Here is a 15,508-nt window from a genome sequence, read left to right on the forward strand (position 1 = left end):
CCCGAAGCTTAAAAGATTCAGAATGCCGGACTTTCGTGGTCACATTTGGCTGCGAATCTCCTTTCTATTTAACTATTGAGAATCAACTATGGGTTTTACCTCGTTAGGTCTGTCTGCACCAATCCTCCAAGCTATCAAGGAAAAAGGCTACGAAACGCCTTCTCCAATTCAGGCACAAGCCATTCCTGCTGTGCTACAAGGCAAGGATGTGATGGCCGCGGCTCAGACAGGTACAGGTAAAACCGCCGGATTTACCCTGCCGATTCTGGAACGCCTGAGCGGAGGCCCGCGTGTACGTGGCAACCAGGTACGTGCCCTGATCCTGACTCCGACCCGTGAACTGGCGGCTCAGGTACAAGAGTGCGTGTTTACCTACAGCCGTCATCTGCCGCTGAGCAGTGCGGTGGTGTTTGGTGGCGTGAAGATAAACCCACAAATGCTGCGCCTGCGTAAAGGGGCGGATGTACTGGTAGCAACACCGGGCCGTCTGATGGATCTGTATAACCAGAACGCGGTCAAATTTGACCAACTGGAAGTGCTGGTGCTGGACGAAGCCGACCGCATGCTGGACATGGGCTTTATCCGCGATATCCGTAAGATTCTTGAACTGCTGCCAAAGAAACGTCAGAACCTGCTGTTCTCGGCTACCTTCTCTGATGAAATTCGCGCACTGGCGAAAGGTCTGGTGAACGATCCGGTGGAGATTTCGGTCAACCCGGCGAACTCGACGGCAAAAACCGTTGAGCAGTGTGTGTATCCGGCGGACGTGAAAAAGAAAGCACCGATGCTGGTGAAACTGATCAAAGACGGCAACTGGCAACAAGTGCTGGTGTTTACCCGCACCAAGCGTGGCGCGAACAAGCTGGCGGCGTTTTTGAATGAAGAGGGCATCAAAGCTGCTGCGATTCACGGTAACAAGAGTCAGGGCGCACGCACGACGGCACTGGCTGAATTTAAATCCGGTGAACTGCGTGTACTGGTGGCAACTGATATCGCCGCGCGTGGCATCGATATTCCACAGCTTCCACAAGTGGTGAACTTTGAACTGCCAAATGTGGCGGAAGACTACGTACACCGCATTGGTCGTACGGGCCGTGCGGGCGAAGCGGGTCGTGCCATCTCGTTGGTGTGTGCCGTTGAAGCGCCGGATCTGTTCGGCATTGAACGTCTGATTCAGCAAGTATTGCCACGTGTGGAACTGGAAGGCTTTAAACCAACCAACGCAGTGCCGGAATCTAAACTGGATACTCGTCCAATCAAACCGAAAAAGCCAAAGAAACCGAAGAAGCCTGCCGTGCAGGGTGAAGGCAAAGCGCAAGGCGATAAGCCGGCGGGCAATGGTAAAAAATCAGGTCAGGCAAACGCCGGGTCTAAATCAGGTAAGCCACGCCATGGCAATCCTCAGGCGAAGAAAGAACAGCCTGAAGGCGCGAAACCAAAACAGCGCAACGGTGCGCGTTCGGGCAAAGCGGGTGAGCAGAACTCAGGGGCTGCGAAAGCGAACAAGCCAAGACGCTACAACAATGGCAATGGTGCGCCACGCGCTCGCCAAACTGCAGACGCCAATCGTTAATTCGATTCAAGGCCAGAAACAAAAACGCCAGATAGTGACTATCTGGCGTTTTGCTATTCAGGGCTTTGGTTAAGGTGCGTACCAACCTTTTTGATACGCCATGCTGCCGAAGTTGGCGTAGGCATGCGCTTCCTGAGCCAGTGCTTCATCCGGCTGAGTCGGTGTGAGGTTTTCACCGTCCAGCAGGAAGGTCTGCGGCGCTTTATCCGGCTGGAAGACAACGGCTTTGCCCTGTTTGAGGTAAGCGAAGTTCTTGTCGTATTGCAGCAGGGCACGCGGCTGAGATTCTGTCAGCGGCTTGGTAAAGTCATTGCCCAGCATCGGGTGTTCACCAGAGGCACCAATCAGGGACAGCAGCGTCGGGCCCAGGTCAATCTGGCTTGCCAGACGATCATCCACTTTGTGCGGAACATCGTTACCGAAAATCACTGCGGGAATGTGGAAGTGGCGCACAGGTACCAAACTGGCACCGTACACACGTGAGTCGTGGTCTGCCACCACCACAAAAATGGTGTCTTTCCAGTATTCCGACTGCTTGGCTTTCTTCACAAATTCGCCCAGTGCGTAGTCAGAGTATTTTGCTGCATTGTTACGGGTCTGTTTGTCGCTATCGTACGGAGTAATTTTGCCGTCCGGGTAATCGAAAGGTGAATGGTTCGATGAAGTGAACACCAGACTGAAGAACGGCTTACCTTGCTGATGCAGTTCGGTAAATTCTTTGTTGGCCTGATCATACAGATCTTCATCCGACGCACCCCAAGAGCCGGTGAAGTCGACTTTGTCGAAATCGCTGCCCTGAACGATGTCCTGAAAACCGTTACCAAGGAAGAAGGTTTTCATGTTGTCGAAGTGCGCTTCACCGCCGTAGATAAACTGGGTGTGGTAACCCTGATTGCCCAGGAAACTCGCCAGAGTAAAGAAGTTCTGCTGTGATTTACCCAGCTTCACCACTGCACGCGCAGGTGTTGGCGTAAAACCGGTGACCACCGCTTCGATACCACGCACTGAACGTGTACCCGTGGCGTAGAGGCGAGTGAAGTTCCAACCTTCATCCATGATTTTGTCGAGGTTTGGTGTCAGCGGCAGGCCGCCGAGTTTACCCACATAACGGGCACCCAAGCTCTCTTGCAACAGGATCACCAGATTCTTTTTACGACCCGGGAAGCTGGTGGTATGCATGGTTTTGGTCGGCGCATTCGGGTCGGCAAAATCCGCGTTCGGGTTTTGCAGCGTGCGGTGAATTTCACTCAGCAGCGCTTTCTGATCCATTGGACCGTAAAAATCGGAGCTCGACATTTCGCTCTTCGCTTGTTTCCAGGCAAAGGCCACAGAGTAAGCCGAGTTGAGACTCAGGTCATTCAGTAAGTGGTCGGTAGAGAACGCCACCAACGCCGGGTTGATTGGGCGGTGTTCCAACGTGCCGCGAGCGCCAAGCACCAGCAGACAGGTGAGTACCAACTGCATCGCGATTTGCGATACCAGCGCACCTTTCACATCTGAGCTCCACACCGCGTCAAACGCTTTACCCAACAGTCGGGCGGCAACGAAAAGAACAACGAATGTCACCAGAATCTCGGTTTTGTAGCCGGAAACCAGCATCGAAAACACTTCTTTCGGATAGATCAGGTAGTCGATGAACAGACGGTTCGGACGCAGATCGTACTCAAGAATAAAGGTGGGGGTGATCAGTTCAAAGAACAGGAACAGCAGGCTGCCGCCGACCAAATAAACTTTAAGTGGAACACGAATATGACGGGTTGCACGTAGCAGGGTTGCGGCAATTACCAGCAGCAAAGCGGGCGCAAACAGATAGCCAATTGAGGAAATATCGATGCGCAGGCCACCGATAAAAATCTGGCCGAAGTCGGTAGTGGAGAACACACGCTCGCTCTGCCATACCGAAAGCATCAGACGTGACAAACTCAGCAGGACCAGATCAATCAGCGCAAAGCACAGCAGCGGCAGCAGAGCGCCGAATTTAAACTTCGAACGCTCGCCCGTCAGGACAGAAATCAGCGTAGCCATAACACAGTACCCCAAACGGCCAGTGAACAGGCCATACTCAGCAGCACCAGCGCAGAACCGATGTTCTTCGCTACGCCAGATAAGGTGTGATATTCCAGACCCACGCGATCCACGACGGCTTCAATCGCTGTATTCACCATTTCAGCAAACAGCACGAACACCATGCTCAGCATCACCAGCAAGGTGTGCATGGCTGGCAAATCCAGCCAGAAGGCAAAAATCGTCAGTGGAACAAAGAGCATCAACTCCTGTTGAAAAGCGGCTTCGTGCTTACAAAGCCATTTAAATCCGTTGAAACTGTGAACAAAGGTATAAGCAATACGGTGAACACCAGTACGCTTAATGATTACTTCTTGTTGCATTTAATGAGTACTCTATAAATCTGGACTATGAATTTAATAGGCAGCTTTGCGTAATATCCAGCTCTGGATTCTGAACTTGTGAACGCACTCCATATAAGCCGAGCAAGCTATGGAACAAGTTGTCGTGCGACAAGGTGCTGTTCTGCGCTTTGTCTTTGATGCACTGAGTACTCAATCCTTTCTGCTGTGCATATTGCTCTGGCATCCAAAGTAGCCAAGGCACATGAGTCTGTTCTTTTGGTGCAATCGCGTACGGTGTGCCATGCAGATACAGGCCGCTTTCACCCAGAGATTCCCCGTGATCTGAAATGTAGGTCAGCATTACGTTGTAATCGTTCGACACGCTTTTCAGCTCGTTGATCACTTGGGCCAGCACGTAGTCGGTGTACACCAGCGTGTTGTCGTAGACGTTGACGATCTGTTTGTCGTTACAGTTTTCGATGTCGCTGCGGTTGCAGGCAGGTTGGAACGGCGCTTGAGCATCCGGGTAACGCTGCCAGTAAGTCGGGCCGTGGCTGCCAATCGTGTGCAGAACCAGCAGTTTGTTATGAGAGCCGTCGTCGATGAATTTCTTCGCATCGGTCATCATCGCCACGTCAAAACAGGTCGAACCGTTACAGTCGTTGTTTTTCAGGGACGCATCGATAGAGATGTACGGCAGTTTGTCGGCCACGCCTTTGTCACCGCCATCGTTATCGATCCACAGCACATCAACCCCTGCGTGTTGCAGCACATTCAGCGCATTGTCCTGCGCGGCTGCGCGAGGTTTGTTGTACGTGTCGCGAGTCATGTTCGAGAACATGCATGGCACTGATAACGCCGTGTAAGTACCACAGGAAGAGACGTCCTGAAACGCAATCAAGCCCATGTCTTTGGTGTACGGGTTGGTGTCGCGGTTGTAACCGTTGTACGCAAAGTTCATTGCACGGGCTGTTTCACCCAGTACAACCACCATCAGAGTGGGTTTGCCGTTTGGTGCTGCGGTCACTTTGGCATCTGAGCCAAGCGTCTGATAAGCCAGTTTGGTTTCGAAGTAGGTTTTATTCAGGTATTTCGCGCCGTTGTACAGGTGCGCCGGAATGATCATCTTATTCAGGTAATGGTTGTTACGACCCACCGAGGCGTAATCTTTGTAGCTGGTTCCGGCGACCAGACCGATGCCCGCGACCGCAATCAGCACCACGCCCACGCGAGAGACGATTGCGCGCGTCCAGGTACGGTATGGCTTGATGCGTACCATTGCGAGGAACAGACAAGGCAGTCCGCCAAAACCCAACAGGTAAAGCACCGTTGCTGAGTTGAGATAGAACGAAATTTCAGACGAGTTAGTTTCAAACACGCTTTCCATCATGGTGGTGTCGAACAGAGTCTGAAAGTTCACTTCCGCATACAACGCAGCGGCAGACGTCAGTACCACAAACGCCATAAACGGTTTGAAGAAATACGGCCAGGCGAACGCTGAGAAAATAATGATAAAAGCGCAGGTCAGCAGCAGAGGCGCCGTATACGCAAACAGCGGATTAGAGACATCCGCACTTAAATGAAAAATAGTTTTCAGCACGGGATAGTTCATCACCGTACCAAAGTACACTGCGAATACGACAATGAGCGTGGTCATGCTCATCGGAATACGAGGAAAAGTAAAACGGCTGAAGTTCGACATCAAAAAGAACCCGAAAGTGAAACTGTGGACGCATGATGCAAATCTAAACTTAAGATTAGCTTAAGACTCTTTAAGTTTTTTCAGGGTTTACAGCTTTGCAGTGTCAATCACGTTGCGCGTGTTGCATATTAAGAAATCGAACATCATTCTGTGAAACAAAACATTAATATTTGTAACATAAGTGTTGTTATTGGTGCGTTTTATCAATGTATTCAGGGTTCGGTTCCATGGCTGAGTGAATACTGCTTCTTCAGCCATGGGGATGGAGTGCTATGGTTTTCCCGGCTCGTTTAACCAACCGCGAATCATATTTTCGTTGGGTACACTGCCTGCGTGGATGACCTGTTCATTCTCAACCACTGCCGGGGTCGACATCACCTGATAGTGCAGAATGGCGGTGAGATCCGTGACTTTTTCCACACGGACCTCAATAGCCAGTTGATTGGCTACCTGTTCAATCAGTGCCGCGGTTTTCTGACAGTTGGTGCAGCCAGAACCTAATACTTTGAAATGTCGCATGATAAAACTCCTTAGAGCAAAATGATGAGGTTGAATAGCCAGCCGATCAGAGTAAAGGCCGCCAGCAATAAGCCGAATAACAACGCCAGCAATCGCCACTGCATCACCTGTTTGAGCATGACAAATTCCGGCACGCTGGCGGCGACGGTACTCATGCAAAACGCGAGCGTAGTGCCAAGCGGCAGGCCATTGGTCAGTAAACTTTCCATTACCGGGATGATGCCAGTGGCATTGGAATAGAGTGGAATGCCCACCAATACCGCGGCTGGCACCGACCACCATTGACCGCTTCCGAGGTTGTCAGTGAGCCAGCCTGCGGGAACAAATCCGTGTAAACCAGCCCCGACACCAACGCCGATGATGACCCATTTCCACACCCGGCTGACAATCGCGCGTACTTCGCCCTTGGCAAACTGGTGACGCTGGTTCAGTGTCATTTGGATTGCGTCGCTCGACGCTCTGGTTGTGTGCGCGGAATGACCTTGGTTCAGTGCATCCGAAACAAAGGGTTGCAACCAACGATCCGCGCGGATTTTATCCAGCAGCCAGCCACACAGAATGCCAATAGTGATGCCGATGACGACATACCACAGGGTCAGCTTCCAGCCGAGCAGACCCCATAGCAGCACCACGGCCACTTCGTTAACCAGTGGCGATGTGATCAGAAACGCCATCGTTATCCCCAAAGGGATTCCCGCTGTGGTGAAACCCAGAAAGACCGGAATGCTGGAGCAGGAGCAGAACGGCGTTACGGCACCAAAAACGCTGGCAGAGCCATAAGCAAGAAACTGATGTTGCCCCGCAAGGTAATCGCGTACCCGTTCAACATTCATCGATGCGCGCAGCAGGGCAATGAAATAAATCATCACCAGCAGCAGTGCAAAAATCTTGCTGACATCCTCAATGAAAAAGTGCACCGCCTCGGCCAGTTGCGTGCGCGGTGACAGTGCCAAGATAGAATAGGTCAGCCAGTCGGCGAGAGCGGTAAAAAGCGCAAACATGTTGTTTCCTTGTCATGATTGTTGGAGAAAAACTCATCTCACAGACAAGACGGCGCAGGCCGGAAAAAGACGCAAAAATAAGTGATTATTTTAGGGATGAAGGAGTAAAGCAGCAGATTTTGTGGTTGTCATCAAAGCGGATGTGACAGTGTGTCTTCAACTGATCACGCAGCTTAGCGCGGGCGCGCTGAATACGGGATTTGACGGTGGAGAGCGGTAACTGCTTTTGCTCGGCAAAGGCTTGTTGACTGAGGCCATTGAGATCGCAGGCCTGAATAATTTCACGATCGTCCTCGCTGAGCCTCTCCAGCGCGGTGGGTAGACACTGTGTCAGCCCGTCAACCGCTTCAGGTTCATCAGTGTTTGCTGTTAACGTCGGTATGGCGGCATCGCACAGTTCATCATCACGCTGATGGCGGCGCCACTCATCGGTGAGCGCATTGGCGGCCACGCGGAACAGCCAGGCTTTCTGATGTTCGATTTCACAAAAGGACTGATTCATTTGCAGTGCTTTGAGAAACGTTTCCTGTAAAACATCCACCGCCAGATCGCGATCGCCACAGCGTTTCACCAGCCAGCGAAACAGCATCTGCTCGCTGCGCGACCAGGTGGTGAGCAGACAAGGAACCGCGCCGTTGGTGTTCATCGCATCACCTTGGCCAGTTGGCCATAGACGTAGGCAAGTTCGGCCACGGTACTGGCAGCAAACTTTTTCATCAGATTTGCGCGATGCACTTCGACAGTGCGCTGCGCAATGCACAGCTCGTCGGCGATGCGAATATTGCGTTTACCGGCAATCAACAGTTTGAGGATCTCTTTCTCGCGTGTCGTCAGCGATTCAAACGCGGTTTTTGCCGCCAGCAGATCCAGCTTTGACGCCGACTGTTGCAGCCCTTGCGTGATGGCGGCGGCGAGTTCGTCGCCTTTGACGGGTTTTTGAAAGAAGTGAATCGCGCCCGCTTGTAGCGCATCCACCGCCATCGGCACATCGCCGTGACCGGTCAGATAGATGATCGCCAGCGGGCTGTTGGCCTCGTTGAGCCGTTGGTGCACTTGCTGGCCGCGCAGTTCGGGCATGCGGCTGTCTAAAATCACGCAGCCAGGTTTGAGCGGATTGATGTGGTCGAGAAACGCCTTGCCGCTGGCAAAGGTGGTGACGTGGAAACCGTGCTCTTGCAGCATAAATTGCAGAGAATCACGCACCGATTCATCGTCATCAACCACATAGACGGGCAGGTGTGGATTCGATTCACTCATTCATGCGCTCCTGAATTTACGCCCAATAGGGCAGAGAAAGGCTGACGATGCAGCCGTGTTGCTGGACGGACATCAGGCTGATTTGCCCGCCATGGCTTTCCATCACATCGCGACAAATGGCCAGCCCCAATCCGAGGCCATGCGCTTTGTGGCTGACAAACGCTTCACTCGGGGTGCCGTGTTCCAGTCCGGTGCCGTTATCGACCACGCGAATGTACAGCGTCTCGGGCTGATAATCAGTATGTAGCGCGATTTTGGGCTGATAACTGCCGGATGCTTCACGCTCTTGATACAGCAGGCAGGCGTCGATGGCATTGCTGAGCACATTCACCAGCACTTGCTGCATACCGACGCGGTCTGCTTCCACGGCAATGACGTCGCCTTCGCTGCTGCGGCTGATCGCCACCTCGTATTTTTGCAAGCGGTAGTGCATCAGCTCCAGTGTCTCGTCGAGCAGGGTTTCGATGTTGCACGGCTGCTTTTCAAGGCTGCGTTTTTTGATCAGGTTACGCAGGCGATTGATGATCGCATCGGCGCGATCGACCTGCGCCTGAATCTTCTCAAACACCGGCGTGATCTCTTCTGTCGGGCGCTGCTTTGCCACGCGCAGCAAACCGCCTTCACTGTAGTTGCGAATTGCCGCGAGTGGCTGATTGATTTCATGCGCCAAGCTGCTGCCGAGTTCGCCCACAATCGCTACACGCTGCGCGTGTTCCAACTGTTCGCTTTTCTCTTTGAGGCGCAGCTGCGTTTTCTCCAGTGCTTGTTGGCTTTTGCTAAACCGGTATTCGAGCCAGAAGTGGTAGGCGTTCAATACCACCACGACGATAAATAGCGCCCAAGCCCACTCCTGATGAAAACGTAACCAGCGGATCGCCTCTTTCCACCACGGCTCCTGCAATGGATGCAGATCGAGCGCCTGATAGAGTTTATCGATGGACAGCAAGCTGACGGGCGAGGTCCAACCGGACGCACCTGCGGCGATGGCGGCCGGGCTTTCGGCAGGCATGGCAAGCAGCGCGCGGGTGACTTGTTTGGCGAGAGGCGCCGATGCGCGGTCGGTTTTGGCAAACGACCAATTCGGATAAAGGTGAGTCGATACCTGACAATGGAAATCTGCGTTGGTGTCGACGTTGAGCACGCGATAGCGATTGGCCTCCAGCAGCCCTTCACGGGTCATGGTTTCCAGCAAACACGCGGGTACGACCGCCGCGTCGACAAACCCATCACGCAACTGATAGAGGTTGGCGTCAATCGGGAACCCTAAAAAGCGCACGTTGGCGAAAAAATCATTCGGATGAAAGCCAAGTTCTAACACCTGATAGCGCAGCGTGAGGTAGCCACCAAAAGCGCGCTCGGAGACCGCGGCCATCGGATGTCCGGCGATATCCGCCAGTTGCTGATAAGGGGAATCGGCCCGAACCACTAGTGCCGAACCGATGGCGTAGTTAGAATGGCTCGGCGCGCGATTAGTGAGCGTTGCCATCCACGACAGCTCGTACTGCCTGCCGAGGCGCACCGCCTGACCGGGGTTGGTGACGATAAAGTCCATGCTCTGCGATTTCACCGCATTCAGCATGCCGTCTAAATCGAGCGGATGCAGCACAAACTCGGCATCCGGAATGTGTTGATTGAGCCATTCGATGGTTGGTTGCCAGCGCTGCTCCGCGGCCAGATTACCGCGAATTGCCAACACTCCAACATCAACGACAGGCTTGATTTTGGAAGACTTAACTTGATTGGCCGCCTCTTGCGCCGCGATGCTTTGCGCGCTCAACAAGCACAACCCCAGCAGTATGGGGAACATCAAACGGCGAACTAACGAAGTGAACATGCGGCCTTCATCCCTGAATACATCAATTGGCGACTAGGATAACAGCAACCCGTACCACGCCCCATTTGTTTTAGATCAATGAACCGCCGGGTATGTGGAAAACCACAATACCGACCGCGCGGCGCATTGCTGACAATCAACTCACCCAACCAACTTCAGTAGGTGAGTGATGGATTCCACCAAACGACGTTTTCTCAGCGCGGTGACCGCTGGTGCTGCGTTAATCCCGGTGACCGGGATTGGCACGGCAACGGCCAGCACCGTGATACGCAATAACCAGGCGCCGGACCGTAAAGGTCAAACAGGCAAACGCTATGCGATGTTGATTGACCTGCGCAAATGCGTGGGCTGTCAGGCCTGCACGGTCGGGTGCAGTGTTGAAAATCAGATGCCTATCGGCCAGTTTCGCACCACCGTCAAACAGTACGAAGTGACCTTAACCGATGGCTCGCAGGCGACTCAGCAGGTGAAAGCGTTCACGCTGCCGCGCTTGTGCAACCACTGCGATAACCCGCCGTGCGTGGCGGTGTGTCCGGTGCAGGCCACCTTTCAGCGCGAGGATGGCATTGTGATGGTGGACAACAGTCGTTGTGTGGCGTGCGCCTATTGTGTGCAGGCGTGTCCTTACGATGCGCGAGTGATCAACGAACAGACCCTGACGGCGGATAAATGCACCTTCTGTGCGCATCGTCTGGAACAGGGCTTGCTGCCGGCGTGCGTGGAAACCTGTGTCGGCGGCGCACGCATTATCGGCGATTTGAACGATGCAACCAGCCAGATTCGCCAGTTGATGGCTCAGCATCAAGGCGAACTGAAAGTGCTGAAACCGGAAGCCAATACCCAGCCGCATGTGTTTTATCTCGGCATGGATGAACGCTTTACCTCGCACATTCAAGGCAAAGCCGCCATTTACGAGCCGCAAGGAGGCCACGCATGAACATCACCGAAGTGTTGGTTCCGTCGCAAGCGATCGCCTGGTTACCGTGGGCGGTGCAGTATTTCTTCTACATTGGCTCGGCGTACGCCGCGGCCATGCTCTTTTTGATTGCGTTGCTGTTTGAAAGGCGCAGCAGTCACCGTTTGCGTGCCGCGCTGGTGCTCACGCTGGCGATTGGCGCCATGGTTGGCCCGTTGGCACTGACCGGCGATTTGCATCAACCCGGCAGAGCGTGGCACTTCTACGCTTACATCACGCCGTGGTCGTGGATGTCGCTGGGCTCGCTGTTTCTGCCGCTATTTTCAGCGTTGGCGGTGGCGACGGCTTGGCTTTATCTGCGCGCCGATTTGATTGCGCTGCAGCAAAGCCGTGGTTTGGTGTTGCGCTGGGTTGGTCAACTGTCGCTCGGCCAGTGGCGCACCTCACGCCGTTTGATGCTGCTGGTGGCGACACTGACCATGCTTTCGGGGCTGTCGATTGCGCTCTATACCGGCGCGGAAATTGCCGCCGTGAGCGCTCGTCCGCTGTGGCATCAACCCGCCGCGCCGCTGCTGTGGTTTGTCACCGCGTTTCTGGCGGCCGTCGGTTTTAGCCTGTTTGTTTATCTGCTGGTGCCGAAAGCCATTTCGGCGCAACTGAGCAGCTTTGATCTCAGCTTACTGAAGAAAACCGTGTCGCTCAGTGCGGTGCTGGCGCTGATTTTAGTGCCGATTTGGGCGGCCAATAACCCAACGTTTTCGCTGTATGAAAATGCGCAATGGACGCAGCATCTGGCGCTGCTCACCGCGGCGCTGCTGGGCTGTATCGCATGGGCGTTTTTCAGCCTGCACGACCGAACCCGCGGGTTGGGTTTGATTGGCATGATGGCACTCAGCCTTGTCGCCGCTTGGTTGGTGCGCTGGGTCACCATGATGCAGGTACAGACCATTCCTAAGTTCGATGTCGGGCCTTATCCGTATGAATTGCCCTGGGGCGCCAATGGCGCGCTCGGCATCGCGGGCATGTTCGGTTTGTGGCTGGCGCTGGCACTGCTGGGCAGTGAGCTGGTGCAACACCGCGCGCAAACCCATCCCTCATCCGTACTGACACACCACGAGTAGGAGAAACAGAACATGGACAACAAACGCCGTCAGTTTTTGAAGTCGGGCCTTGCCGTCGGTGGTGTGGGCGCATTTGCCGCCGGTTACGCAACCACCACCAAACACATGGTGGAAGGGATTGTGGAAGGCAAAGCCGGGCAGGCCACCCGCGATCCGCATCATGGTAATTCGCTGGAGCCGGAATACCGCGTTAATCGCAACGGCAATCTGATCCCCAATCCGAATCAGCGCGTTGCCCCCTCAATGTGTTTTGGTTGCTGGACGCTGTGTGGCCTGCGCGTGCGCATCGACAATCGCAACGATGACATACTGCGCATCAGCGGTAACCCGTATCATCCGCTGTCACAGCAAAATGCGATTCCGTTTGCGACGCCAGTCAAAGATGCCTACCTGAGTATGGCGGGCGAAGCGGGGTTGCAAGGCCGTTCAACGGCATGTGCGCGCGGCAATGCGATGCTGGACATGCAAAACAGCCCTTACCGAATCACGCAGCCGCTGAAACGGGTTGGCAAACGTGGTGAAGGGCGCTGGGAGCCGATCAGCTACGAGCAGCTGATTGAGGAGATTGTCGAAGGGGGCGACTTGTTTGGCGAAGGGCATGTTGAGGGCTTGCGTGCCATTCGCGACCTCACCACACCGCTGGATGCCGACAACCCGGAATATGGTCCGAAAGCCAACCAGTTGCTGGTGACCAATGCCAGTAATGAAGGGCGGGATGACATTATCAAACGCTTTGCGTTTAACAGTTTCGGTACACGCAACTTTGGCCATCACGGCTCGTATTGCGGTTACGCGTTTCGTGCCGGCAGCGGCGCATTCCTCAACGATTTGGATAAATACGCTCACCTCAAACCGGATTTCGACCACGCCGAGTACATTCTGTTTATCGGCATGTCGCCAGCGCAGGCGGGTAACCCGTTCAAGCGTCAGGCGCGCCAGCTTGCCAATGCGCGCAGCGAAGGCAAACTCGAATACACCGTGGTCACGCCCAGCCTGCCAGCGGGGTCGTCGAGCCTAGCGGCGGGCGATCGTAACGATTGGCTGGCAATCAAACCGGGCACCGATTCTGCGTTGGTGCTTGGTATGATTCAGTGGATCATCGCCAATCAGCGCTACAACCAAACATTTCTGGCTCAGCCGGGTGTGGCTGCGATGCAGCGTGCCGGCACGGCGCACTGGTGTAACGCAACCCATTTGGTGATCAGTGACGAGCAGCATCCGCGTTGCGGCAGCTTCCTGCGCGCATCGGATGTCGGGTTGCCGTTTGACGGTGAAGCGCGTTCAGACAGCGATCCGTACGTGGTGGTCAATGCAAGCAGTGACGAGTTCGCGCTTAATACCGAACCACACGAAGCGGCGCTGTTTGTCACGCGCGAGGTGATGCTGGCGGGCAAGCCCGTCACGGTCAAATCGTCGTTGCAGCACCTCAAAGAGCAGGCGTTTAAATACGATCTGGCCTATTACAGCCAGCAGTGCGGAATCAACGAGGAGCAAATCATCGCGCTGGCACAGCGCTTTACCAGCTATGGCACCAAAGCGGTGGTGGACACCCACGGCGGCAACATGCACACCAACGGGTTTTACAACGCGTTCACCATCATGATGCTCAATGCGATGGTGGGAAACATCAATCGCAAAGGCGGCGCAATGGCCAAAGCGGGCGGTTATCCGACGTCGGGAGACGGCCCGCGTTACAACTTCAACCAGTTTGCCGGCAAGGTTGCACCCAAAGGCGTTTTCCTGTCACGGAGTAAATTCCCGTATCACAAAAGCAGTGAATACCGGCGTCGCGTAGCGGCCGGCGAGTCGCCTTACCCGACGCGCGCGCCGTGGTATCCGATTTCCGCGCCGCTGCTGACCGAACACTTATCGGCGGCGATGGACGGTTATCCGTATCGCATCAAAGCGTGGATCAACCACATTGCCAATCCGATCTACGGGGTGCCGGGGCTCAAAGCGCTGCTGGAAGAAAAACTCAAAGACCCGAAACAGTTGGGGCTGATCGTATCGGTCGATGCGTTCATCAACGAAACCACCACGCTGTCGGACTACATCGTGCCGGATACCGTCACGTACGAAAGCTGGGGCATGGCCGGGCCGTGGCATGACGTGCCCGTTAAAACCGTCACGGCGCGCTGGCCGGTTGTTGCGCCGCGCACGGCCAAAACGGCGGATGGGCGCTCGATCTGTCTGGAAAACTTTTTGATCGACGTGGCAAAGAAAATGCAGCTCGGCGGTTTTGGTGATAATGCCATTGCCGATGCTGATGGCAACTGGCACGGCATTCACAGTGCGGAAGATTTCTATCTACGTTCGGCGGCCAACCTGGCGTATGTCAAAGGCGGCGTACCGGAAGTGACGGCGGAAGACATTGCGTGGTCAGGGCTGGAGCGCCTGATGCCCGCCATGCAGCAGGCATTGACGGTGGACGAAATGAAGCGGGTGGCGTACATCTTTGCGCGTGGCGGGCGGTTTGAGGATGCAACCGAAGCCTACAAAGGCGACATCATGAAATACAAATGGGTCAATCCGGTTGCGATATGGAACGAAAAACTGGCGACGTCGCGCAATACCATGACCGGCGAGCGCTACAGCGGTTGCCCGACCTGGTATCCGCAAAAACTGGCAGACGGCACGCCGCTGGAAGCGCGTTATCCGCCGCACGAGTGGCCATTCAGTCTGACCAACTTTAAATCCAACATTCACAGCGCAGTGTCGAATTTGTCGCCCCGTCTCAACGCGATCAAAGGTGACAACCCGGTCTACATGCATCCACACGATGCCAAGGCGGCGGGGATTGAAACGGGTGATCGGTTTGTGATTGAAACCCCGAGCGCGCAGATGACGGCGGTGGCGATGGTGCTGGAGGGTATTCGCCCCGGCACGCTCGGTTTCGAGCACGGCTTTGGCCATACTGAACTCGGCGAGCGATCGCACTGGATTGGCGACAAGCAGCAACCGGTCAGAATGAAGCGCAGCGATGGCGTCAACATCAACGATATCGGCTTGATTGACCCAACCCGGCAAAGCCCGGGCGTGCTGCTCGACTGGGTGGTCGGCGCGGCGGCTCGCCAATCCCTGCCAGCGCGGATTCGCAAAGCGTAGGAAACCCTGCACACCACACCGGCGCAGTGGACTTAAGCCACTGCGCCTTTTTTCCACGGTAAATACGTATCTGTGGTCACTCGGCTTGCTTGGTAAATATGTGGAAATCCACAATAGCTGACGTTAGTGTCA

Annotated in this window: 12 protein-coding genes; 4 read left to right on the plus strand and 8 right to left on the minus strand. The window is 54.7% G+C overall.

Translation table 11 applies throughout. From position 1 onward, the window contains the following. Nucleotides 1-88: 88 nt before the first annotated feature. A complete protein-coding gene (locus tag DYA43_RS04915) occupies nt 89-1,573 on the plus strand; it encodes a DEAD/DEAH box helicase (RefSeq protein ID WP_061056342.1) in 1,485 nt (494 codons plus the stop codon). A gap of 69 nt (nt 1,574-1,642) precedes the next feature. Here DYA43_RS04915 and DYA43_RS04920 read toward each other — a convergent pair whose 3' ends face one another. From DYA43_RS04920 to DYA43_RS04955, 8 genes are all read right to left on the minus strand, one after another. After that, nucleotides 1,643-3,598 carry an LTA synthase family protein gene (locus DYA43_RS04920; protein ID WP_061056343.1) on the minus strand — a complete coding sequence of 652 codons (1,956 nt, stop codon included), beginning with the start codon at nt 3,596-3,598 and terminating at the stop codon, nt 1,643-1,645. Next, nucleotides 3,586-3,960 (minus strand): diacylglycerol kinase, encoded by a 375-nt coding sequence (locus tag DYA43_RS04925; RefSeq protein WP_020330023.1) that lies wholly within the window; start codon nt 3,958-3,960, stop codon nt 3,586-3,588. The genes DYA43_RS04920 and DYA43_RS04925 overlap by 13 nt, the downstream gene beginning before the upstream one ends. A 25-nt stretch (nt 3,961-3,985) precedes the next feature. Next, entirely contained in the window at nt 3,986-5,578 is a 1,593-nt protein-coding gene (locus DYA43_RS04930) for a phosphoethanolamine transferase (protein ID WP_024375247.1), read from the minus strand. A 315-nt stretch (nt 5,579-5,893) separates the two neighbouring features. Then, nucleotides 5,894-6,142, minus strand: a complete 249-nt coding sequence (locus DYA43_RS04935) for a thioredoxin family protein (protein WP_061056344.1) — start codon at nt 6,140-6,142, stop codon at nt 5,894-5,896. Nucleotides 6,143-6,153: 11 nt separating this feature from the next. Beyond that, a complete protein-coding gene (locus tag DYA43_RS04940; protein WP_061056345.1) occupies nt 6,154-7,143 on the minus strand; it encodes a permease in 990 nt (329 codons plus the stop codon). Nucleotides 7,144-7,228: 85 nt separating this feature from the next. Further along, on the minus strand, nt 7,229-7,789 hold the full coding sequence (locus DYA43_RS04945) for a sigma-70 family RNA polymerase sigma factor (RefSeq protein WP_055452884.1): 561 nt from the start codon (nt 7,787-7,789) through the stop codon (nt 7,229-7,231). After that, a complete protein-coding gene (locus DYA43_RS04950) occupies nt 7,786-8,400 on the minus strand; it encodes a response regulator transcription factor (RefSeq protein ID WP_024375251.1) in 615 nt (204 codons plus the stop codon). The genes DYA43_RS04945 and DYA43_RS04950 overlap by 4 nt, the downstream gene beginning before the upstream one ends. A 16-nt stretch (nt 8,401-8,416) precedes the next feature. Next, entirely contained in the window at nt 8,417-10,234 is a 1,818-nt protein-coding gene (locus DYA43_RS04955; RefSeq protein WP_061056346.1) for a sensor histidine kinase, read from the minus strand. 169 nt (nt 10,235-10,403) lie between these two features. Here DYA43_RS04955 and dsrO point away from each other — a divergent pair, with 169 nt between their 5' ends. From dsrO to DYA43_RS04970, 3 genes are read left to right on the plus strand one after another with little or no spacing between them, the layout of a single operon-like run. Next, on the plus strand, nt 10,404-11,171 hold the full coding sequence (gene dsrO, locus DYA43_RS04960) for a sulfate reduction electron transfer complex DsrMKJOP subunit DsrO (RefSeq protein ID WP_061056347.1): 768 nt from the start codon (nt 10,404-10,406) through the stop codon (nt 11,169-11,171). Continuing rightward, nucleotides 11,168-12,271 (plus strand): NrfD/PsrC family molybdoenzyme membrane anchor subunit, encoded by a 1,104-nt coding sequence (nrfD, locus tag DYA43_RS04965; protein WP_061056348.1) that lies wholly within the window; start codon nt 11,168-11,170, stop codon nt 12,269-12,271. The genes dsrO and nrfD overlap by 4 nt, the downstream gene beginning before the upstream one ends. A 12-nt stretch (nt 12,272-12,283) precedes the next feature. Continuing rightward, nucleotides 12,284-15,376, plus strand: a complete 3,093-nt coding sequence (locus DYA43_RS04970; protein ID WP_061056349.1) for a tetrathionate reductase subunit A — start codon at nt 12,284-12,286, stop codon at nt 15,374-15,376. The last annotated feature ends 132 nt before the right edge of the window (nt 15,377-15,508 follow it).

Source organism: Vibrio fluvialis (assembly GCF_900460245.1).
In the GTDB taxonomy this organism is placed as follows: Bacteria; Pseudomonadota; Gammaproteobacteria; order Enterobacterales; family Vibrionaceae; genus Vibrio; species Vibrio fluvialis.